Origin of the sequence: Catalinimonas alkaloidigena, assembly GCF_900100765.1 — a bacterium.
GTDB classification, from domain to species: Bacteria; Bacteroidota; Bacteroidia; order Cytophagales; family Flexibacteraceae; genus Mooreia; species Mooreia alkaloidigena.
On the sequence record NZ_FNFO01000005.1, the window covers coordinates 310,950 to 331,820 of the forward strand.

Below are 20,871 nucleotides of genomic sequence, written 5' to 3' on the forward strand. Positions count from 1 at the left end.
GTGCTCGAAATTCAGCGTGCCGTCTACAGACGGAAAATTGCCTGGAAAACTACTTGATCTTTCCCGAAAAAAGTAGACTTCGTGCCGGGAATGCAGTGCGGTTCTTTACTCAAACTTGCTGGCATCGAGGTTGAAGAAGCGCACGGCGTTGTTAAACAGGATGTCGCGCTTCTGGTCGTACGACAGGTAGTCGGCATTTTCGATAACCCCAATCGACGTTTCCAGCAACTTGGGCCAGACCATCAGGTCGGTGCCGTACAGAATGCGCTTGCCGAAGCCCGCCTGCACCAGTCGCTTCAGGTACATGTGGATTTCGTCCTGCGGGTAGCTCCAGATGAACCCGGCCAGGTCGACGTATACGTAAGCATTCGCGCCCATCAGCGCAATCATCTCGTCGATCATGGGGTAACCCGCGTGCATCACCCAGATTTTCAGCTTGGGATGGCGCGCCAGCATGTCTTCCAACAGAAACGGACGGCCCAGCGAAGCACGGTAGTTGGGAGCGGTGATGTTCGCCATGCCGTTGCCCCCCGTGCCCATGTGAATGCCGACCGGTACGCCCAGCTTCTCGGCCACGCCGAAGTAAGCATCCAACGACATATCGCTCGGCGATAGGCCCTGGTATTGCGGTGCCACCTCGCCCATCACTTTGTAGAACCCACCTTTGAGCGAGTCCTCAAATGCTTTGACGGTCATCTGGTCGGCGTTGCTGATGCCCAGCGAGGGAATGATGCGCGTGGGCGCAGCGTTGTACCAGTTGTGCAAAATTTGAGCATCGCCACTGGCCACCATCGTGACGTTGAGCCGTTCGCAGGCTTCCAATAGGGCGTCCTGCATCTCCTGGTCGGACTTGGCCGCTTTGAGTGGATCGACGCAATCGAGATTCATGAACGACGGCGGCGGGCCGTTGGGGTCACCACCCGGCATGTTTTTCAGAAACCAGGGGCACATGTCGGACGCAAACGCCGGGTTTACCTTCATCGCATGCACGTGCACATCGATGATGGGTGGTCGGGAGTCGGTTTCCTGCGCGTAGGTCAGGAAAGAGAAGAGCAGAAGAAAAGAGGAAAGCAGGTAGGTGTGTTTCATGCACGCCAAGCTAAGCATTTCTTCGATGACGTGCGCAAGCCCGCGAGCGATTGGTCAGGGAGTGGCCAGACAGCGCTAAATGCCGTAAAACCATAGGGGATTTTGGAACTGCGCCCCTTCCCTATCCTTTATACTTAGTCTGTATCGCTCACTATTTTAACGATGCGGTTATACATTACTTCCGACATGTTCCAGTTATAGCCGCCAAAGTCGACAGTATTGGTGAATTGAATGATCACTGTATCGATGTCTTTGTGCCATTTGGCAATCGTTTGGTAACCGGGTATCAGGCCGGTGTGTTCGTATCGGTAGATTGAAGAGTACAGTTCTTGTTCTTTCTGGTCTTTGAACACGGAGCCCTCGTTGAGCGCTCTGATGAATTTACCCAAGTCTTCTGCTGTGGCCAGCATCACCCCGTTATCGTCTGTTTTCAAATCCTGTTCATAGCCCACGTAATAGCCACTCATCACCTCATCCAGATCAACGTCCTGAATAGAACCGTACGTATTTTCAAGGTCTAACGGATCTAAAATTGCTTCTTTGATAAATTGAAATTTAGTACCGTTGGTGACTCGTTCTATAAGCTGCGAAAGGAGTAAGTAATTGGTATTGCTGTATTCATAATCAGTCCCCGGCTCAAAATTAGCGGGTAAGTCAAGCACCAACGCCAGCCGTTCTCTGTCGTTTTTCTTTGGGTAAACCCAGTAGTTTTTAGTATCGGTGTAATTGGGAATGCCACTCCGATGCTGCACCATCATCTTTACCGTGATTTTATCCGCATTTTCTATACGCCCCACAAGTTCGGGGAAGTAATCCGCCAGTGTTTTATCCAACGACAAACGCCCTTGACTTGCCAGTTTGGCAATAGCAACCGCGGTGTAGATTTTGCTAACACTGGCAATCTTAAATAATGATTGAGGATCGGCAGGAATTTCACCCTCTCGGCTTTTCACGCCCGCTGTGTAAAAGGCCGGTGGTTCTCCCTTCTTATCGACGTAAACGATGATGCCATCAAATCCATAATCAGGCGCTTTATTGACTTGTTCCTGCACGGTATCAGGCAAGGGTGCGATCCAAGCGATTACGATGGGCCAGGGCACGAAGTATAACGAGATAATTGTTCCCACCAACAACAGTACCCTGATGATCCGCTTTGTTTTTTTAGTTGTCATCCTGTTTTGAGTTTTAATCAGCCCCCTTGCCCAATGCAGCAAACAACTTGGCATTGCTTATTTTCTCTTAGAGAAAGGCATATGCGTTTTCTACTTACTCCATAATTTGAGTAAGCAATTCCGTACAATTATAATTCCTAGCTGATTGTTAAGGCCGGAGCTTCTCCGCAACGCGCACGCTGGCAAAGGCATGCCGACGGAAGGTACGCCATTCTGTATGCAATCCCAAGTTAGGGGCGGCCACGGGGGCGGCCACGTATAGGTTTCTACGTACCTCAAAAGCGTTTGCAGCATTACTGGCGCGTACGGAATCACTCTGCACGCACCGACACGCACTCCGCTACCAGAGCATCTTACAAAAAAGCGTATCCTCGCACCGCGATAGCGATGTTACCGTGCGAGGGCCGACCGAAATTTACTCCTGAACCAAGGTATTGAGGGCGCGGTCGAGGTGAGAGTACCCGCCGTCAACAAAGATGTGCTGCCCGGTGATGTGCGAGGCGCGGTCGGACAGCAGGTAGACGGTAGTATCGGCGATTTCGTCGGCGCGCGTCATGCGCTGCCCCAGCGGGATGTTGCGCGTGATGGCCCGGCGTTTTTCTTCGGGGTTGTCGTAGGAATTGAGCCAACGGTCGTACATGGGCGTACGCACTTCGGCAGGAATCACGGCATTGACCCGGATCAGGTCGGGCAGTAATTCTACGGCCCACTCGCGGGTCAGGGCCAGTTGAGCACCTTTGGCGGCAGCGTAGGCCGACGTGTTGCCCTGGCCGGTCACAGCGGTTTTAGAGCTGATATTGACGATGGCGCCCTGCACTTTTTTGAGGCCGGGCAGGCAGTAATGCGCCATGGTGTAGTAATGCAGCAGGTTTTGCCGCAGCGACTGCATGAACCGCTCCGGATTACCCCGCTCCAGCCCGACGTGGTCGTTCCCTCCGGCGTTGTTGACTAACCCGTCGATGCGCCCGTATTTTTCCAGGACCTGGTCGACGGCGGCTTTGCACTGCGCTTCGTCCGTCAGTTCGGCCAGCACGCCCCACCCTTGTAACCCGGCTGACTCAAATTTCGAGGCCGCCTGTGCAACGGCGTCCGGGTCACGACTTACGACGACAGAAATGGCGCCTTCGCGGGCTACTTGCCAGGCGATGGCTTCGCCGATGCCGCTGGTACCGCCGGTGGTGATGATGACTTTGCCGTCGAGGTGTAGATCCATGGTGGAAATGAGAAAGGAAACTTGTTAAAAAGCGTGATTTATAACTTATAAAATTGAGTGGCATTCTGGCCCCACACCCGCGCCTGTTCTTCTTTTGAGTAACCGCTCAGGTAATCGTCGAGAAGCTGCACGACCTGATCGTACTCGCCCGCGAGGCGGCAGACCGGCCAATCGGACCCGAACATCAGGCGCTCCGGCCCGAAAGCCTCAAAAACTACGTCCAGGTACGGCTTGAAGTGGTCGGGCGTCCAGCCTTGCCAATCGGCCTCGGTTACCATGCCGGACACTTTGCAATGCACGTGGGGAAATTGCGCCAGTTGCCGCATGTGTTGCGCCCAGGGCTCCAGCATTCCGTCGGCAATGCGCGGTTTGGCAATGTGGTCGACGACCAACGGTAGTTCCGGAAATTTTTCGACGAACGCCACCGCCGCCGGCAGTTGTCGCTCGAAAATCAGGATGTCGTACGTGAGGTGAAAGTCGGCCAACATCGCTACGCCCCGCAGAAAGTCGGGCCGCAACAGAAACCGGTCATCGGGTTCGTCCTGCACCACGTGGCGTACCCCTTTTAGTTTGGAATGTTGTGTCCAGTGCGCCAACCGCTCGCCCAACTGCGGATCGCGCAGGTCGACCCATCCCACCACGCCCCGAATGAAGTCGTACTGGTCAGCCAGTTGCAGCAGAAAGTCCGTTTCGGCTTCCGTTTGCGAGGCCTGTACCGCCACACACCCCGCGAAGCCGTTGGTCTCCAACGCAGGTTTCAGGTCTGGCGGCAGGTAATCGCGGCGCAACACCTGCATGGCGTCGCTGATCCACGCGTGGGTCGCGGGCGAATACCGCCAGAAATGCTGATGGGCGTCGATTTTTTCCATGAGGTTTCGTTCGGCTAGGCGCCCCAGGCCTTGGCCACTTGACGGGAACTGCCCAGTCCGTCGATGCCCAATTCCACAACGTCACCGGGTTTCAGGAACCGGGCGGGCTTCATGCCGAGTCCTACGCCGGCGGGCGTCCCGGTCGAAATGATGTCACCGGGCAACAGCGACATGAACTGGCTCAGGTAACTCACTACGTAGGGCACGTTGAAGATCAGCTCGGCGGTGGTGCCATCCTGCATGGTTTCGCCGTTCAGCGTCAGCCAGAGGCGCAGATTATCAACGTCGCTGATCTCGTCTTTCGTCGCTACGAACGGACCGAGGGGCGCGAACGTGTCGCAGCTTTTGCCTTTCACCCACTGGCCGGAACGCTCCAGTTGAAACGCGCGCTCGCTGTAGTCGTTGTGGAGGCAATACCCCGCCACGTAGTCCATCGCCTCTGCTTCTGAAACGTAGCTGGCTTTTTTGCCGATGACCACGGCCAGTTCCACTTCCCAATCGGTTTTTTCGGAGCCTTTCGGAATGATCAGGTCATCGTTCGGCCCCACGATCGACGAAGTCGCCTTGAAGAAAATAATCGGCTCTTTAGGCAAGTCCATGTTGCTTTCGGCCGCGTGATCTTTGTAGTTCAGGCCGATGCAGATGATCTTGCTGGGGCGCACCAGTGGCGGACCGAGGCGTTCGTTTTCGTCGACGACCGGGCAGGTAGCCCGGAAGGTTTCCAGCCAGGTGGCCAGCCGTTGCGGGCCGTCGGTGGCAAAAAAGTTTTCGTCGTAATCTTCGCCAAAGGCGCTCACATCAAGACGCTTCCCCTCTTCGATCAGGCCGGGGGTTTCGGCGCCGGGTTGGCCAAAACGGATAAATTTCATAGCAAATTAGTTGTTCATATTCAGCGAGAGGAACCCGCCGTCGATGGGAAAGTTGGAACCGGTGATGAACGCGGCTTCGTCGGAACAGAGGTAGAGCGCCAGGTTGGCGACCTCGTCGGGTTTGCCCATGCGACCGATGGGTTGCGTGCCCGAAAGTTTTTCGAACATCTCCTCCTCGCGTCCTTCGTAATATTTTTTCAGGAAGCCGTCGACAAACGGCGTGTGGATGCGGGCGGGCGAAATGGCATTGCAGCGAATGCCGTCTTGTACGTAGTCGCGCGCCACAGAAAGCGTCATGTTCAGCACCGCGCCCTTGCTCATGGAGTAAGCAAAGCGGTCGGGAATGCCCGCCGTAGCGGCAACGGACGCCATGTTGAGGATGATGCCCCCGCCCTGCGCCTTCATCGGGCGGATGGCGGCCTGCAGGCAATTGTAAGCGCCCTTTACGTTCACCGCGTAGACGCGATCAAAGTCGGCCTCGCTGGTATTTTCCAGGTTTCCGACGTGGGCCACCCCCGCGTTGTTCACCAGAATGTCGAGCCGCCCAAAGGTTGCCACCACCGACTCGAACGCGGTTTTCACGGCCGCATGGTCGGTTACGTCGAGGAGAAGCGGATGCGCTTTTCCTCCCTGTTGCTGAATGAGCTGGAGGGTGGTATCGATGTTCGCCTGGTCGCGGTCGGCCACGATGACCAGCGCGCCCTGAGCGGCGAAACGTAAGGCAATGCTCTGGCCGATGCCGCTGGCGGCTCCGGTAATCAGAGCGATTTTATCAGTTAATTGAAACATGAAGTTGCACTGCAGGTTGTCACTCGGCTCCAAAGGTTGACAAATTCAGGAAGTTTCCAAAGCCGTCCGGGTGATCAAACCTTTGCCCGTCGCTCACTTTCCGGCGGGCCGAACGTCACTACACCGCAAGCCTTCATTTGCCTTTTACTTTTGGAAAAAACCCGCTTGCCTTCTACTTTCCGCTTTCCATCTCCACCACGCTCCATGCGCCTCTCCCCTCTCTTTGTGTGCTGTCTTGTTTGGGCATGCGCCTGCCAGTCGCGTTCTACGTCGGAAGCTCCGGTTGTAGAAAACCGCGCGCCCAATATCATCTTTATTCTGGCCGATGACCTGGGTTACGGCGACCTCGGCTGTTACGGACAATCGGTGATCCAAACGCCCCGACTTGACCGGATGGCGGCCGAGGGCCTGCGTTTTACGCAACACTACGCCGGCAATACGGTCTGTGCGCCGTCGCGGTGCGCCTTGCTGACGGGCCTCCACACCGGACACAGCTACGTGCGGGGCAATAAAGAAGTACAGCCCGAAGGCCAGGCTCCTCTGCCGGACGCGACGGTTACGGTGGCGGAGCGATTGCAGACCGCGGGTTACACAACCGCCGTCATCGGCAAATGGGGACTGGGGTATCCCGGTTCCGAAGGCGTACCGAACCGGCAGGGGTTCGACTACTTCTTCGGGTACAACTGCCAGCGCGCTGCGCACCATCATTACCCGGACAGCCTCTGGCGCAACGACACCAAGGTGGCTCTGGCGGGCAACGCGCACCAACAACGGCAGACGTATTCGCACGACCTGTTTACCGACCAAGCCCTAGCGTTTGTGGAGGAGCATCAGCAACGTCCATTTTTTCTATACCTGGCCTATTCGTTGCCTCACGCCGACGTCGACGTACCGGACGATTCGCAGCAGCCCTACGCGGGTCGGTTCGATGAGGAACCCTTCGCTGGTAATGCGGGCGGGTATGTTGCCCAACCGACGCCCAAAGCCGCCTACGCCGGGATGGTATCGCGTCTGGACCGGGACGTCGGTCGACTGCTAGACCGGCTGCAAACCCTGGGGATGGCCGAACAGACGCTGGTTATTTTCACCAGCGACAACGGGCCACACCAGGAAGGCGGACATCATCCGGAAAATTTTGACAGCAGCGGGCCGTTGCGGGGGCACAAGCGCGACATGTACGAGGGCGGCATCCGCGTGCCGATGCTGGCGTGGTGGCCAGGAACAATAGCGGCGGGACGTACGACCGACCACGTGTCGGCTTTCTGGGATTTTATGCCGACCGCCTGCGCGTTGGCAGGCGTCGAAGTCGATACCCGTACCGACGGAATTTCGTACCTGCCGACGCTGATGGACCGGGGCACTCAACCTACGCACGCGTATCTTTATTGGGAATTTACGGAACAGGGCGGCAAACAAGCCCTCCGCCAAGGCGATTGGAAAGGCATTCGGCGGAACCTCGCAGACGACCCGGCCGGGCCACTGGAACTCTACGACCTGGCCACTGACCCCGGCGAAACAAAAAACGTGGCAGCACAACATCCGGAGGTCACACAACAACTGGCCGAACGCATGCAAGCAGCCCACGAGCCTTCCACGCTTTTTCCGTTGCCGTACGAATCGACCACGGGTACAGGGCTAATGCCGTGAAAGTCAGGTAAGAAACCCGGAGGGTTTGGGGAAAACAAAACAGGAAAGCGGAGAAAGCCGGTTTATTCTACGTCTTCGGTGCTGTCGGTCGCAATCAGCGTGCTGTCGCTTCCGGTCTCCATCTGATCTGGGAAGATGTGTTCGGCGCGGATCGAGTTGAGCATTTTTTCCTTTTTCCGCTTGCTGACGTGCTCGATCACCAGGTAACGGTTTTTCTGCACGTGGTTTACCGAACGCGGCGTAGAGTCGCCTTCGAACAACGAAAACTGTTCGCGTTGCACCCGTCCGTTCATGATGAAGGCGCTTTGGTAAGCCGGACACACCTTGCGAACGCAGGCTGAGAACAGCAGCGTGCAAAGCATCAGGAAGAAAATTTGACGGAGTTCGCGCCTCATGAATGTATGGATCAACCCAGAACCAGAAGGGCATCAGTAAGTTAGCCTCCTGTTTGATGTCGGGCGGAACAAAGGTAGACACCGTAGTTGCCCCCGCACGCACAAACATGCCCGGAACCGGAGAATGTAATTTTTAATAGGAAAATCAGCATATCTCCACCATCACGTCTGCGCGAAGGGAATATATGGGCAGCGATGACAGGACCTTTTTGAAACCAGGAAGGCTTGTCAGAATCGGGCGACTAGCCGAAGATTCAGGTAGCGGGCCGATAGCGTGTTGGGAACGGCATACTGGCGGTTGTCCAGGTCCCGTACCCACTGGTAGGAGATCACGTTTTGTGCTCCGATGGCGTTGAGTAACTCCAGGCCTATCCAAATGGATTCCATATAGTTGGATAGGGTGGTGGCTTCATCAAAGATAAAGATTTTCGAGAAACCAATATCAACCCGGCGGTACAAAGGCGTCCGCTGAATCAGGTTCCGGTAGCGCGGGTCGCCCGGCGGACGGTAGGGCAACCCCGACCCGAACACCAGATTCAGAAACATCCGTACGGTGGGGTTGTTGGGCAGGTGATCGCGGAACATAATGGCCGCCGTTACGCGCTGATCGGTAGGGCGACGCAGGTAACCCAACGTATCGTCCAGGATGTTTTCTTTCGTGGAAAGGAGGCTCAGCGTGAACCACGATTCCGCGCCGCGCACGAACTCGCCGCTCACCCGAAAATCGGCACCGGCGGCGTAGGCCACCGCGTTGTTTTCGGCGAAGTAGCGGATGCGCACGTTATCGACGTCGTAAGGCACCACATTCCACATGTTCTTGTAGTACACTTCAGACGTAAACTTGAACGGACGCCCCCAGGCCAGGAAGTTGTAATCGCTCCCTACAATGAAGTGGATTGAGCGTTGGGCCTTCAGGTTCAGGTTCAGTACACCGCTGCTGTCGCGCAGTTCGCGGTAAAAGGGCGGCTGGTGGTACGCCCCTACGGCCAGCTTAAACACAAAGTCACGTTGCCAGGCCGGCTCGAAGCTGTATTGCACACGGGGGCTGACCAGCAATTCCTGGTTCACACTCCAATAGTTCAGGCGCGCGCCATAGGTCAGCCGACTCCGCTTTTCGGCACCGAGTTGCATGCTGTGCTGCGCGTACCCCCGCAACCGAAACGAGTTCAGGGTGATGGTGTCGTTCAGGAAACCGTTGATGCCCCGTACGTACTCGGCCGAATCTTTAAAGTAATATTCATAGAGCCGGTCGTCGATCATCTCCCGGTCGTAGCCTCCCCCCCATTCCACGGCGTGGCGCTCGTTCGGAAAGTAGTAATTCCGGCTGGTGGCCTGGAAAATGGTGGCTTGTAAGGCGTTGCGGCTGTACGAGTACGAACCGGCTACGTCGCGTTCGTTCACGTTCTGGTTGAAGTCGGGATCGGCCGTGTTGGTATTGACTTCGCTCAGGCGGTAGAACCCCTCTATCTCGACGTTTTCGCGTTCCTGCGTCCGGACCACCGCCGCCACCATGTCGGAACGGACCTTTTCGCTGAAGCGGTGCGACAGGCGCAAACCCGTCTGGTAGGTATCGTACCCGTACGTTTCCTGCCCGTCGAAAGCGGCCGTAAGGCGGCGCGCCAGTCGGATGGTGCCGAACGTGGTCTGCTGGCTTTTGGGGTCCAGTTCGTACCGGTTGCGGGCAAACGAGGTCAGTAGCCCCAGCACCGTCCTGCGGTTCTGTTGGCTTTTGCGCGAGGTCAAATCCCAGGTAAAATACGACTGCACGTCGTAGAACCGGGGGAAGTAATCGCCCTGCACAGCCAGGGTATTGAACAGATAACGGGCGCTCTTCTGCCGGGCACCGATCACGTAAGTAAAACGCCGTTCGGGCGTGGCGCCCTCTACATGGGCTGTGCTGCTCAGCAGACTCAGGCTGGCCGACGCCGCAAATTTGGTCGGCTCCTTGTAGCGAATGTTCAGCACCGACGAAAGCTTGTCGCCGTAGCGTGGCTGCCACCCGCCCGCCGAAAATTCAACGTCGGTGACCAGATCGGGATTGACGAAGCTCAAGCCTTCCTGCTGCCCGGCCCGCACCAGAAACGGACGGTACACTTGAATGTCGTTGACGTAGACTAAGTTTTCGTCGAAGTTCCCGCCACGCACCGAATACTCGGCCGAGAGCTCGTTGTTGCTGATCACGCCGGGCAGCGTGGCCAGAATCTTCGTAAAGTCACCAAAAGCCGAGGGCAGTTCTTTGGCAGTCCGCGGATTGATTTTGGTAACGCTGACCTCGTCTCGCTTTTCTTCGTACTGCGTGCCGGCAATTTCTACCGCTTTCAGGTACTGCGGATCTTCCTCCAGCACGACGTCCAACGTCAGCAATTCTTCGGCTCGGGGCCGTATCAGAAACGTCTGGCGCTTGTACCCGACGTGTGCGAAAATCAGCGTCACTTCCCGGCCGGCTGCCACGCGCAGTTCAAACTCGCCGCGCGCGTTGGTAACCGTGCCGCGGCTGGTGCCTTCCACCCCAATACTGGCCAGTTCCAGCGGCTCCGCTTGCTTGTCGGTCACTTTGCCACGCACCAGTGCCGTTTGTGCCCAGGTGGTGGTATAAAAAAACAGGAAAAACAGAAGAAGAGTGTAGCCGTTTCGCATTCCTTTCACAACGCTGCCCCTACACTTGTTTGGTATGTGCCTTCCGGCCGGCCTGCTTCAAGGTAGCAATGGTGGCCTGCGGATCGTGGGCCTTAAACACCACGCTGCCCGCCACGAGCACATCCACCCCCACCTCCACCAGACGCGAGGCGTTGTCGGGCGAAACGCCACCGTCGACCTCGATCACCGCCCGGCTCCCGACGCGCTGAATCAACTCGCGCAGCCGCGCAATTTTTCGATAAGAGGCGTCGATGAACGCCTGCCCCCCGAAACCCGGATTGACCGACATCACCAGCACCAGATCCAGGTCGGGCAGAATCCACTCCAGGCCGTCGACCGGCGTGTGGGGGTTGAGCGCGACACCCGCCCGGCATCCCAGTTCATGAATCGTCTGCACCGTGCGGTGCAGGTGCGGACAGGCTTCCCAGTGTACCGTCAGCGAATCGGCACCCGCTTCTTTAAAATCCTGGAGGTAACGATCGGGCTCTACGATCATCAGGTGAACGTCGAGCGGCTTGCGGGCGTGTTTTTTGATGGCCTTCACCACGGGCATGCCGAACGAAATGTTGGGCACAAACCGACCGTCCATCACGTCGACGTGAATCCAGTCCGCTTCGCTTGCGTTCAGCATTTCTATTTCGCGCTGAAGGTTGGCAAAATCAGACGCCAGTACAGAGGGAGCAACCAGAGGGTTCATGGCGGCAAAGATACGAGGTTGCGTGGTTATCGGCCCATGCGTGGTAAGTTTCTCAGCAAGACCGCCTTATGGCCACTGTCGCAAGCGAAAAGACTGCCGTTTTACCACGCCGCCCGGCACAAAGCGGGCATAATTTCGGGGAATCTGAAAAAATCCGTACCTCTTTCCCAATCCCTGCGTAGTTATAGTATTAGACTCCGGGGCACGCAGCTGCGTTGTGTCCTGGCTCACTGTGGTTACACCTTTTAATATCGATAATATGAGCGAAGAAACTTCTTTCGGGGAGATTACCCTTCAGGACACCATCATCGCCCTGCAAGGCGGCATTGAGCGCGTAGACAAGGAAAAAGGCGTGGTGACGATCGATCACTGGATTACTCAACTGATGGAAACCGGCCAACCGAAGTTCACAAGCATTGCAGAAGACCTGCGTGAACTGAAAGACAGTCTGAACGAAGAGGTGGTGAGCCGGCAAACCATCAGCGATAAACTGATTTCGATTGGCCAGAAAACCGCCAGCCTCACGGCCGAAGTCGACAGCGAATACAAGATTTCGATGGCCGCGCTGGGCAACATTCTGACCAAAGCGGGCAACTCCATCCGGTAAGTTACTCCCCACCGGCTTTACAGCATAAGAACCCCTCGGTGGGTTCTTTTTTTATGCCCTGTGCCCACGCAGGGTCACTTCCTACCTTGCTGATCCATCGCCTTTGGCCCTCCCAACTGCCCCTTGGTTTTCTGGAACGGCGAAAAACTTTCTTCCCTCAGGCTTCCCTCGCCGCTGTTTGCGCGTGAGTAAGGCATTAGTCATCCACACGAACGCGATGACGCTGTGAGGTTTTCCTCTCCCAACTGCCTTACCTATGACCAGAGCCTTTGCCACGATCGCCCTGAGCGTGATCCTCCTGTCGGGATGCCGTTACGACAACGAAGAAGATCTTTTTCCGGCCCCCGTTGCGCCCGATTCGACCGAAATCTCTTTTGCACAAACCATCCAACCGCTACTCACGGCCCACTGCACCGGCTGCCACGGTACCGATACGCCCTCGGCCGGGATCAGTCTGGTCGGGCACAGCAACGTAAAAAAATGGGCCGATACGGGTCAGTTGCTAGGTGCCATTGCACACCAGACGGGTTTCTCGCCCATGCCCAAAGGAGGGAGTAAACTGCCCGCCGCTGACATCGAGCGAGTCCGCCGCTGGATTGAACAGGGAACTCCCAATAACTGATCTGCACGATGCGCTACCTCTCTCCGATGTTGCTTTTGCTGGTGGGGCTCACCACGACGCTGGCCACCCTGCACGCGCAGGACGACCTGCTGTCGGCCCTGAACGACACCACGCCCCCCCCGCGGGAGTACACGCTGGCGACCTTTAAGTCGACGCGGATCATCAGCGGCCACTCCATCGAAACCGTGTCGGCCCGCCACCTCGACTTTCGGATCTCGCACCGCTTTGGCCCGTTGAACGGCGGCGCCTACAACTTTTTCGGGCTGGACCAGGCCACCATCCGGTTGGGGCTGGAATACGGTATTTCGCCGCGGCTGATGCTGGGCATCGGGCGTAGTTCGACCGAAAAGACCTTCGACGGCTTTGTGAAATACAAACTTCTGCGACAGACGTTCAGCAACGAGACGCCGCTCAGCGTGACCGTGCTGGGTGCCACCACACTCAATTCTTCGCTGGGACGAGCGCAAACGGAGCGGGACTATCGGTTCGACCACCGCCTCACCCACGTGGCGCAACTGCTCCTGGCCCGGAAATTCAGCGAACAGCTTTCGGTACAGCTCATGCCTACGTACCTGCACCGCAATCTGGTTGAACTGGCTACCGACGCCAATGACGTGTGGGCGCTGGGCATCGGGGGGCGTATGAAGGTCACCCGCCGCATGGCCCTCACCGGCGAATATTATTACGTATTGCCCGGCTCCACCCGCGCGCCCTACCAGAACGCCCTGGCGCTCGGCATTGACATCGAGACGGGTGGGCACGTGTTTCAACTCCATTTTACCAACTCGCTGGGCATGGTCGAGCCGCTTTTCATCGCCCGCACGACCGACCGATGGGCCGACGGCGGCATCCGCTTCGGGTTCAACATCTCGCGCACCTTTAACCTCGGACCGCGCCAGACGCGCGCCGGAGGCTGGTAACTCTTTTCCATCAGACCCTATTGCCATGCACACGTTCCTTTCCTTTCTGCTGCTGTTCAGCCTTGTGGTGACGCCCCCCCAAGAGGGCCTTTGGCTCAGCCAGTCCGGCGAAATCTCTTTCTTCTCCAGCGCGCCCCTCGAAGACATCGAGGCGGTGAACAAAAGTGCCCGCTCGGCCCTCAATTTCGAAACGGGCGAAGTGGCCGTCAAACTGCGCATCCGCGGGTTCGACTTTCCGAACAACCTGATGGAAGAGCACTTCAACGAAAACTACCTGGAGAGTGCGAAGTACCCCGAGGCCACCTTCGCAGGCAAGTTGCAGGAGACCATCGATCCTGCGCAACCCGGCACCTATCCTGTATCGGCCCGCGGTACGCTGACCATTCACGGTGTAGCGCAGAACCGTACCCTAACCGGCCACCTGACCATAACGCCCCGGCAGATCACGCTGGAAACCGATTTCGAGGTGGTGCTGGTCGATCATAAAATCGAACGCCCTTCGCTGATGCTGATGAAAATCGCCGAGAAGGTAGATGTGAAAGCACGCTTTACGTACCAGCCTTCCGGCAATGCCCAATAATTCTTTCCGCTTTACCCTTAATCCTGATCAACTCCCATGAAAAAAATCGTTACCTCTCTCCTGTTGGCGGGCGTCGTCCTGGTTCTGGTGCAGCCCCTGGCCCTCACGTTTTCGGGGGGTCCGCCGAACGGACGCACCAACGCCCCGGGCGAGCCGACTTGCACCGGATGCCACCAGGGCTTCGACCTTAATTCGGGCAGTGCGCTGTTCAGTGTTTCGCTGCCGAACGATTGCACGTCGTACATGCCCGACTCGACGTATCTGATGACCGTTACGTTTGCAAACAGCGATGCCTCGGTGCACGGCTTTGAATGGGTTGCGCTCGATGCCGACGACGCCAACGTCGGCACCATCACGATCACCGATCAGGATAAAACACAGTCGAGCACGGAGAGCGACCGCACGTACGTGAAGCATACGCTGGCGGGTACGGCCGATACCACCTGGACGTTCGAGTGGACCGCCCCCGCTTCCGGCACCGGGCCGGTCACGTTCTACGCCGCCGGGAACGAAGCAAACGGCAACGGTTCCAACACTGGCGACCGCATCTACACGACCGCCTTCATCGCACGCGAAGCCGTGGCCTCGTCGAGTGCCGAAGCGCTGGCGTTTACGTCGGCCGTCCGCGTGTTTCCCAATCCTGCTTCCGAAGTACTCTCCACCTCGTTTCACCTCCCGACCTCCGCCCCGGTAACGCTGCACGTTCTGTCACTGACGGGTCAGCAGGTCGCTTCGTTTCCACAAGGGCTGCTGACGGAAGGCAACCATACACTCCGCTTGCGGCTCGACCGGGCCTACCCCGCCGGCGCGTACCTGTTGCAGGTAGAAGCCGGACGCTTTTCGGCGACACGTCGTTTGGTTTTATTATAAAAGTAAGCGGGTGGCTCATTGCTGGGCCACCCGCTTTATGTTAGTAGATGAAGATGATGCGTGTTAAGAGGCCATGGCTGGACGGCGACGTACCAGATCGAAGCTGATGCCGAAACCGATCAACAGCAGGCTCACCAACGGAGAAGAGTACAACAGGTCGTCGCTGTTGATGGGTGCGCCCTCGACGTAGGCCGAAAACTCCGTGATCATAAAGAACAACACGGGGGTCAGCAGAAAGAAGTGGGCCATGCCGACGAGCAGAAACCACGAGTTGCTAGGCTTGGTGGCGGCAGTCCGGTACGACCGAATCAACCACACCAGCATCAGGCTGACGGACAACGCGCCGAATACGCCCAACAGCAACGGCGTGCTGGAGACCAACGGCAACTGCACCCACTGGCTGATCATCAGGTTCACCCCGTGAAACGTGAGGAGCGATGCCACCTGCACAATGGGGAATAGAATCATCAGCAGCGTGAAGCCGGCTAGACGAAGTCCTTGAACGGTACCATAATGCGTTAGCTTAAAAGTTTCCATAGCGATTCTCTACTCGTGGTGGTACATGGCTTAACATCAATTTCTGAATTAAAAGTAAATGGTTTTTATCCCCATAACTTGAGTTAATGCCTGTTTACACCACGTCGTAGTGATTTCTGCGGCATCCCTGCCCCGGCACGCACGAAATCAGAACGGCTTTTGAGTAGAACGTGTGGCTTCTCTAAATATGACAGACCATTCCTAAAAAGATGCAACTCAGTACCAAGCAGCTATACGCTCGATGCATAGTCTAGTAGACACCGTGGGAACAGGAAGTACAGGCTCTGCCGAAAAAATGCCGTATTCCCGCTACAATCAGTCCTAATCTTACATTCTCCTTCCTGCGACAGGCTCTTTCAAGCGTTTGAACAACAGGGTTATATCCAGCTAGTTACCCTGAAAACACAAAATCCCGATCGCGTTGCGACCGGGATTTTTTATGGATCGTAGTCTTTATCGGTTATGCGCTGCGGGGGAGCGACATCATCTCGTTGCCTTCTTTTTCTTCGACCAACTCGCCTAGCTCTTCATCGGTAGTTGCTACCACCGAGGTATTAGCAACCGCCTGAAAATCGGCTTTGTTGTACTTGCCGGGGCCGGACCAGAGAACCGCATACGCTTCTTTCAGCGAACGTGCGCCCTTCAGATCCCGGAAAATATCGGACCACTCGTGGAAGACCAGATAGACCGGATTGTAGGAATTTACCGGCGTGGTAATACCGTAAGTGGGCTGCTCCTCTTCCGGCTGGAACGTACCGAACAGCCGGTCCCAAATGATGAACGAGGCCCCGTAGTTTTTATCCAGGTACTTGGGGTCGGAGCCGTGGTGCACGCGGTGGTGCGAAGGCGTCACGAAGAAGTACTCGATCGGCGCAGGCAGTTTGCCGATCAGCTCCGTATGAATCCAGAACTGATACAGGACGGCAATCTGGTAGCAGATGAAGAACACAACCGGATCGAACGCAATCAAGGCGACGGGAATGAAGAACACGACTTTGATGTGCTGCGTCCACGACAGGCGGAACGACACGGAGAAGTTGTACTGCTCCGACGAGTGGTGCGTAACGTGCGTGGCCCACAGAATGCGCCGTTCGTGCGCTACCCGGTGTGCCCAGTACTGGAAGAAGTCGAAGACTACGTAGCACAAGACAAAAGACCACCACGTGGGGGGCACCGTCCAGGGCACCAGGTTGTAAAAGAATAGAATGATCGCTAACAGACCGGCTTTGACCACCGCACTGACCACCAGGTTACCGATCCCGATTCCGGCCGAAGCCAGAAAATCTTTCCCGACGTATAGTTCCCGGTTTTCATATTGACTGATGACAAATTCTAACAACACGAGCGCCAACATGAACGGAACCGCATAGTTGATGAGGGGGGGAAGGTCCATCGACATGACCTGTTCCAGGGTGAGTTTCTCTTTCAAAAGTGTATCTGTTTAAAAGTGTAGCTACTTTGTTTCCGTTGTTGCTAAGTTAAAAAGCGATGGCTGGGAATCCCAAATCATAGGGCTTATTTTCAGTAGGATAGGCCAATGAATCGACAGATGCGCGGTTTAGCCCTACTCTTTTGGTAGAGTCCGCGCCCGCCGTTACCTTGTCTTCGTGATTAACGTCGAAAAGCTCAGCAAAGTGTTTGGCACGCACCAGGCGGTCCGCGAAGTCTCTTTTTCCGTGGCGCCTCACCAAACGTTAGTTCTGCTGGGCACAAGCGGATGCGGCAAAACCACAACGCTGAAAATGCTCAACCGGCTGATCGAACCTACCGCCGGCCGCATCTTCCTAAACGGAGAAGACATCCGGGAGTTACCGGTAGAGCAACTACGCCGCCGCATCGGGTACGTTATTCAGCAAACGGGGCTTTTCCCGCATTATACCGTGGCGGAAAACATTGCGGTTGTGCCGCGGCTGCTGCACTGGTCGGCGACGCAAATTCGCCAGCGAGTGGACGAACTCCTCACGCTCCTGGGGCTGCCCGTTTCGATGGCGGAAGCCTACCCCGCACAACTGAGCGGAGGTCAGCAGCAGCGGGTGGGCATTGCACGCGCGCTGGCGGCCGATCCGCCGGTGCTGCTGCTCGACGAACCGTTCGGGGCCCTCGATCCCATTACCCGGCGGCAAATTCGGCAGGAGTTTCGTCACCTGGATGTATTGCAACAGAAAAGCGTGATTCTGGTGACCCACGACTTGATGGAAGCGCTGGAATTGGGCGATTTGATCTGCCTGATGGATCAGGGAGAAGTACAGCAACTTGGCACGCCACGCGACCTAATTTACCGTCCACAGAACGACTTCGTGCGGGCGTTCTTCCAGCCGCACCGCTTTCAGGCCGAACTGCACGTCGCCACCCTGCACGATCTGCTGCCCCACCTGCCGCCGGTTGCCATCACGGAACCAACAACGCTGGCGCTACCCGCCACCACTTCGGTGCAGGAAGCGCTCGAGCGCCTGGAGCAAGCCGCTCGGCCTACCCCGGCTCTGCGCATTGCAACAACGGCCACGTCGTCTTCGCATACCACGCGCCTGGGGCTTCTCGATGCTTTCTATCGTTTTCAGGCGCAGATGGCTGCTACCAACGAATCAGCGCCGAGCCCCAGGTAAAGCCGCTGCCAAACGCCGCCAGACAGACGAGATCGCCCGATTGAATGCGCCCTTCGGCCCAGGCCTCGCTCAGCGCAATCGGGATGGAGGCGGCGGTGGTGTTCCCATATTTATGAATGTTGCTGAATACCTGCTCGTCGCGCAGCTCCAGTTGCTCCTGCAAGTAGCGCGTGATGCGGTAGTTGGCCTGGTGCGGCACCAGCAGATCGATTTCGTCTTTGGTGACGTGGTTGGTCGCCAGGGCCTCTTGCACCGCCTCGGAAAAGCGCTGGATGGCGTGCTTGAAAATGGCGTTGCCGTTCATGTAACAGTACGTTCCGTCCAGCTCGCCCATCGCCTCGTACATCCGCTGGGGTCGGCTGCTGCCCGGATCTTTGATGACTAGTTCCTCAGCATAGGTGCCGTCGGCATGGAGGTGCGTAGACAACACGCCTCGCCCCTGCTCTTCCGAAGCGCTGACGACGGCCGCCCCGGCCCCATCGCCGAAAATGACCGAAACGCCGCGCCCCCGGGGGGTCATGTCCATCGCCGAGGATTGAATTTCTGCCCCAATCACCAGCACGTGCTTGTACATCCCGGTTTTGATGTACTGATCGGCAATGGACAGCGCGTAGATAAACCCGGTACACTGCACGCGGATGTCGAGCGCGCCGATGCCGGGCAACCCGAGTTCGCGCTGCAACAGGACCCCAGACCCCGGGAAGTAATAGTCGGGTGTGATGGTCGCCAGCACAATGAAGTCAATGTCTTGCGCCTGGAGTCCGGCCCGATCCAGCGCCATGCGCGCCGCGGCGGCCGACATGCTGGCCACGGTATCCTTACCGGGCGTAAAGAAGTGGCGCTCCTGAATGCCGGTGCGCTCTCTGATCCAGGTATCGCTGGTATTGAGTTGCTCTTCCAACTCGGCATTGGTGACAACCCGTTCGGGAACGTAGTGCCCTACGCCTTTCATTACAGAAGTATACATCATTGAAAATAATGGGGTGGTGGTGGCCTCGAAGGTAGCGGATCTACGGGGTTTCGCTTCGCGAGAGGCCGGGAAAATAAAAGCACCTGCGCGCTGGCAAGTGCTCGGTATTCGAATACGATAAAAAAAGCGCTTCCCGAAAGAAGCGCTCGTAAAGATTAGTCGACGTTGTCGTGCAGGAATTTGTTGTTACCCAGAATCTCGTTGTCTTCCGTCAGGCTATACCGCGAGATGTTGGTATCGGACGAGTGCGGCAACTTTTGCAGCACCACGTTGCGCCGCAGGTACGCCGGTTCGTCGTACATTTTCAGATCGGTGCTTTCCATGAACGAACGGCTGCCCATGCCTTTCAGCTTACGCACGCGCTCACGGGCCTGCTCCTGCAACAACCGCTGGCGTTTTTCCCAGTGGTTCTCCGGCATTTCCGGCGTCCGGGCCGGTTCGCGCTGCGGCGGCTCAACGGGTGGCGGTGGCGAGGTGGGTTCCGGTTCAGTGAACGAGAAGCGGCTGGTCGGTTCCAAAACGCTCGTCTCTTTCGGCGTGTCGTCTGCCGATGGCGCATCCCACTTGGGCTGGGCCGGGTTCCGCTCGGACATCGGGCGAGGTTCTGATTTCGGCTTTTCGGACAGCGGGGCCGAGAAAATGCGTTTGGTTTCGGCAGGCGGCGGGCTCGTCACCGGCTTGACCACCGACCGGTTGGTCAGCAGGTCGGTCACTTTCCGCTGCTCCACCACCACCGGCTCTTCGTCCGGCTTGTCGAAGCCCGTAGCAATCACCGTAACGCGGATGTGTTCGCCGAGGGCATCGTCGATACCGTGACCGAAGATCATCTCTGCATCTTCCCCGGCTTTTTCCTGGATGTAGCCCGTGATCTCCGACAGCTCGTCCATCTGCAGTTCCGACTTCGAGCCGGAAACGATGGAAAGCAGGATCTTCTTGGCTCCATGAATGTCTTTTTCGTTCAGCAGCGGCGATGCGAGGGCCTGTTCGGCCGCCCGGCTCGCCCGGCTGTCGCCCGACGTGGTGGCCGATCCCATCACGGCGGCTCCTGAGTCGCGCATGACGGTCTTGACGTCTTCAAAGTCAACGTTGACGTAGCCCGGCACGGTGATGATCTCGGCGATGCCTTTGGCAGCCGTGGTCAATACGTTGTCGGCCTGGGCGAAGGCCTGGCTGATCGACAGGTTGCCGAAAATTTCGCGCAGCTTGTCGTTGAGGATCACCAGTACCGTATCGCAGTTGGCGCGGAGTTCGGCGATTCCCAGATCAGCCTGCTGGCGCTTTTTCCGTCCTTCGAAAAGAAAAGGGGCCGTAACAATGCCGACCGTCAGAATCTCCAGATCTTTCGCGATGCGGGCAATGACCGGCGCGGCTCCCGTTCCGGTACCACCGCCCATCCCGGCCGTGATGAACACCATTTTGGTGCCGTCGTCCAGAAACTCGCGGATCTGTTCCTGACTTTCGAGCGCGGCGTCGCGTCCGCGCTCCGGATTGGCACCGGCTCCCAGCCCTTCGGTCAGGCCCGCACCAATTTGCAGGCGATTCGGGACCGGGCTGTTTTTCAGGGCCTGGGCATCGGTATTGACCACCACGAAGTCGACATCTTTGATGCCCTGGTTGAACATGTGATTGATGGCGTTGCTGCCACCGCCCCCTACGCCGATCACCTTGATGATTGACCGATCTCGCTCGGGCATTTCAAATCGAAATGATTTATCCATCATATGCGACTTTATGTTTTACCACCTCCGGAGGCCCGTTTTCTGGGGTTTCCGAAGGCATTTCTCG

20 protein-coding genes are annotated in these 20,871 nt (G+C 57.1%); 7 read left to right on the forward strand and 13 right to left on the reverse strand.

Features of this window, described 5'->3' with window-relative positions:
• Window positions 1-105 precede the first annotated feature (105 nt).
• The 6 genes from BLR44_RS14985 to BLR44_RS15010 all read right to left on the reverse strand — a co-directional run bounded on the left by BLR44_RS14985 (window position 106) and on the right by BLR44_RS15010 (window position 6,001).
• Complete coding sequence (locus tag BLR44_RS14985) at window positions 106-1,089, reverse strand: amidohydrolase family protein (protein ID WP_089683332.1); 984 nt, start codon at window positions 1,087-1,089, stop codon at window positions 106-108.
• A gap of 134 nt (window positions 1,090-1,223) precedes the next feature.
• Entirely contained in the window at window positions 1,224-2,261 is a 1,038-nt protein-coding gene (locus tag BLR44_RS14990; protein WP_089683576.1) for a serine hydrolase domain-containing protein, read from the reverse strand.
• A 415-nt stretch (window positions 2,262-2,676) separates the two neighbouring features.
• Window positions 2,677-3,474 (reverse strand): L-fucose dehydrogenase, encoded by a 798-nt coding sequence (locus BLR44_RS14995; RefSeq protein WP_089683336.1) that lies wholly within the window; start codon window positions 3,472-3,474, stop codon window positions 2,677-2,679.
• Window positions 3,475-3,512: 38 nt separating this feature from the next.
• Window positions 3,513-4,343, reverse strand: a complete 831-nt coding sequence (locus BLR44_RS15000; RefSeq protein ID WP_089683339.1) for an amidohydrolase family protein — start codon at window positions 4,341-4,343, stop codon at window positions 3,513-3,515.
• A gap of 14 nt (window positions 4,344-4,357) precedes the next feature.
• The gene (locus BLR44_RS15005) at window positions 4,358-5,212 is read right to left on the reverse strand and encodes a fumarylacetoacetate hydrolase family protein (RefSeq protein WP_089683342.1); all 855 of its coding nucleotides are present in this window, start codon (window positions 5,210-5,212) and stop codon (window positions 4,358-4,360) included.
• 6 nt (window positions 5,213-5,218) lie between these two features.
• Window positions 5,219-6,001, reverse strand: a complete 783-nt coding sequence (locus BLR44_RS15010) for an SDR family NAD(P)-dependent oxidoreductase (protein ID WP_089683578.1) — start codon at window positions 5,999-6,001, stop codon at window positions 5,219-5,221.
• A gap of 204 nt (window positions 6,002-6,205) precedes the next feature.
• On the opposite strand from BLR44_RS15010, the gene BLR44_RS15015 reads away from it, so the two are divergent.
• Window positions 6,206-7,648, forward strand: coding sequence for an arylsulfatase (locus BLR44_RS15015; RefSeq protein ID WP_089683345.1), 1,443 nt, complete (start codon window positions 6,206-6,208; stop codon window positions 7,646-7,648).
• A gap of 62 nt (window positions 7,649-7,710) precedes the next feature.
• Here the strand turns inward: BLR44_RS15015 and BLR44_RS15020 are convergent, their stop codons facing one another.
• From BLR44_RS15020 to rpe, 3 genes are all read right to left on the reverse strand, one after another.
• Window positions 7,711-8,043 (reverse strand): hypothetical protein, encoded by a 333-nt coding sequence (locus tag BLR44_RS15020; protein WP_143017306.1) that lies wholly within the window; start codon window positions 8,041-8,043, stop codon window positions 7,711-7,713.
• A gap of 228 nt (window positions 8,044-8,271) precedes the next feature.
• Window positions 8,272-10,680, reverse strand: coding sequence for a TonB-dependent receptor (locus BLR44_RS15025; RefSeq protein WP_089683350.1), 2,409 nt, complete (start codon window positions 10,678-10,680; stop codon window positions 8,272-8,274).
• A 19-nt stretch (window positions 10,681-10,699) separates the two neighbouring features.
• Window positions 10,700-11,377 carry a ribulose-phosphate 3-epimerase gene (gene rpe, locus BLR44_RS15030; protein ID WP_089683352.1) on the reverse strand — a complete coding sequence of 226 codons (678 nt, stop codon included), beginning with the start codon at window positions 11,375-11,377 and terminating at the stop codon, window positions 10,700-10,702.
• Between the two features lie 259 nt (window positions 11,378-11,636).
• Here rpe and BLR44_RS15035 point away from each other — a divergent pair, with 259 nt between their 5' ends.
• From BLR44_RS15035 to BLR44_RS15055, 5 genes are all read left to right on the forward strand, one after another.
• Complete coding sequence (locus BLR44_RS15035; RefSeq protein WP_089683354.1) at window positions 11,637-11,984, forward strand: hypothetical protein; 348 nt, start codon at window positions 11,637-11,639, stop codon at window positions 11,982-11,984.
• Between the two features lie 256 nt (window positions 11,985-12,240).
• Window positions 12,241-12,606, forward strand: coding sequence for a c-type cytochrome (locus BLR44_RS15040; RefSeq protein ID WP_089683356.1), 366 nt, complete (start codon window positions 12,241-12,243; stop codon window positions 12,604-12,606).
• Window positions 12,607-12,614: 8 nt separating this feature from the next.
• Entirely contained in the window at window positions 12,615-13,526 is a 912-nt protein-coding gene (locus BLR44_RS15045) for a DUF5777 family beta-barrel protein (protein WP_245706075.1), read from the forward strand.
• 25 nt (window positions 13,527-13,551) lie between these two features.
• Window positions 13,552-14,106, forward strand: a complete 555-nt coding sequence (locus BLR44_RS15050; protein WP_089683358.1) for a YceI family protein — start codon at window positions 13,552-13,554, stop codon at window positions 14,104-14,106.
• Window positions 14,107-14,142: 36 nt separating this feature from the next.
• Window positions 14,143-14,976 (forward strand): choice-of-anchor V domain-containing protein, encoded by an 834-nt coding sequence (locus BLR44_RS15055; RefSeq protein WP_089683361.1) that lies wholly within the window; start codon window positions 14,143-14,145, stop codon window positions 14,974-14,976.
• Window positions 14,977-15,039: 63 nt separating this feature from the next.
• On the opposite strand, the gene BLR44_RS15060 is transcribed toward BLR44_RS15055, so the two are convergent.
• Window positions 15,040-15,513 carry a hypothetical protein gene (locus tag BLR44_RS15060; RefSeq protein WP_089683363.1) on the reverse strand — a complete coding sequence of 158 codons (474 nt, stop codon included), beginning with the start codon at window positions 15,511-15,513 and terminating at the stop codon, window positions 15,040-15,042.
• 460 nt (window positions 15,514-15,973) lie between these two features.
• The gene (locus tag BLR44_RS15065; protein ID WP_089683582.1) at window positions 15,974-16,912 is read right to left on the reverse strand and encodes a sterol desaturase family protein; all 939 of its coding nucleotides are present in this window, start codon (window positions 16,910-16,912) and stop codon (window positions 15,974-15,976) included.
• A 208-nt stretch (window positions 16,913-17,120) separates the two neighbouring features.
• Between BLR44_RS15065 and BLR44_RS15070 the strand changes: the two genes are divergently transcribed.
• Window positions 17,121-18,116, forward strand: coding sequence for an ABC transporter ATP-binding protein (locus BLR44_RS15070; RefSeq protein WP_089683364.1), 996 nt, complete (start codon window positions 17,121-17,123; stop codon window positions 18,114-18,116).
• Here the strand turns inward: BLR44_RS15070 and BLR44_RS15075 are convergent.
• Both BLR44_RS15075 and ftsZ read right to left on the reverse strand, forming a co-directional pair.
• Window positions 18,085-19,083, reverse strand: coding sequence for a beta-ketoacyl-ACP synthase III (locus tag BLR44_RS15075; protein ID WP_089683366.1), 999 nt, complete (start codon window positions 19,081-19,083; stop codon window positions 18,085-18,087). The genes BLR44_RS15070 and BLR44_RS15075 overlap by 32 nt on opposite strands.
• 158 nt (window positions 19,084-19,241) lie before the next feature.
• Window positions 19,242-20,807 carry a cell division protein FtsZ gene (gene ftsZ, locus BLR44_RS15080; RefSeq protein WP_089683368.1) on the reverse strand — a complete coding sequence of 522 codons (1,566 nt, stop codon included), beginning with the start codon at window positions 20,805-20,807 and terminating at the stop codon, window positions 19,242-19,244.
• Window positions 20,808-20,871 lie beyond the last annotated feature (64 nt).

Excerpts from the sequence above, each read along its gene's own strand:
- BLR44_RS15000 (WP_089683339.1), bottom strand. The coding sequence starts at position 4,343 with ATGGAAAAAATCGACGCCCATCAGCATTTCTGGCGGTATTCGCCCGCG.
- BLR44_RS15040 (WP_089683356.1), top strand. The coding sequence starts at position 12,241 with ATGACCAGAGCCTTTGCCACGATCGCCCTGAGCGTGATCCTCCTGTCG.
- BLR44_RS15015 (WP_089683345.1), top strand. The coding sequence starts at position 6,206 with ATGCGCCTCTCCCCTCTCTTTGTGTGCTGTCTTGTTTGGGCATGCGCC.
- BLR44_RS15055 (WP_089683361.1), top strand. The coding sequence starts at position 14,143 with ATGAAAAAAATCGTTACCTCTCTCCTGTTGGCGGGCGTCGTCCTGGTT.
- BLR44_RS15010 (WP_089683578.1), bottom strand. The coding sequence starts at position 6,001 with ATGTTTCAATTAACTGATAAAATCGCTCTGATTACCGGAGCCGCCAGC.
- BLR44_RS15050 (WP_089683358.1), top strand. The coding sequence starts at position 13,552 with ATGCACACGTTCCTTTCCTTTCTGCTGCTGTTCAGCCTTGTGGTGACG.
- BLR44_RS15005 (WP_089683342.1), bottom strand. The coding sequence starts at position 5,212 with ATGAAATTTATCCGTTTTGGCCAACCCGGCGCCGAAACCCCCGGCCTG.
- BLR44_RS15065 (WP_089683582.1), bottom strand. The coding sequence starts at position 16,912 with ATGTCGATGGACCTTCCCCCCCTCATCAACTATGCGGTTCCGTTCATG.
- BLR44_RS14995 (WP_089683336.1), bottom strand. The coding sequence starts at position 3,474 with ATGGATCTACACCTCGACGGCAAAGTCATCATCACCACCGGCGGTACC.
- BLR44_RS15075 (WP_089683366.1), bottom strand. The coding sequence starts at position 19,083 with ATGTATACTTCTGTAATGAAAGGCGTAGGGCACTACGTTCCCGAACGG.
- BLR44_RS15045 (WP_245706075.1), top strand. The coding sequence starts at position 12,615 with ATGCGCTACCTCTCTCCGATGTTGCTTTTGCTGGTGGGGCTCACCACG.
- BLR44_RS15025 (WP_089683350.1), bottom strand. The coding sequence starts at position 10,680 with ATGCGAAACGGCTACACTCTTCTTCTGTTTTTCCTGTTTTTTTATACC.
- BLR44_RS14985 (WP_089683332.1), bottom strand. The coding sequence starts at position 1,089 with ATGAAACACACCTACCTGCTTTCCTCTTTTCTTCTGCTCTTCTCTTTC.
- ftsZ (WP_089683368.1), bottom strand. The coding sequence starts at position 20,807 with ATGATGGATAAATCATTTCGATTTGAAATGCCCGAGCGAGATCGGTCA.
- BLR44_RS15020 (WP_143017306.1), bottom strand. The coding sequence starts at position 8,043 with ATGAGGCGCGAACTCCGTCAAATTTTCTTCCTGATGCTTTGCACGCTG.
- BLR44_RS14990 (WP_089683576.1), bottom strand. The coding sequence starts at position 2,261 with ATGACAACTAAAAAAACAAAGCGGATCATCAGGGTACTGTTGTTGGTG.
- BLR44_RS15035 (WP_089683354.1), top strand. The coding sequence starts at position 11,637 with ATGAGCGAAGAAACTTCTTTCGGGGAGATTACCCTTCAGGACACCATC.
- BLR44_RS15060 (WP_089683363.1), bottom strand. The coding sequence starts at position 15,513 with ATGGAAACTTTTAAGCTAACGCATTATGGTACCGTTCAAGGACTTCGT.
- rpe (WP_089683352.1), bottom strand. The coding sequence starts at position 11,377 with ATGAACCCTCTGGTTGCTCCCTCTGTACTGGCGTCTGATTTTGCCAAC.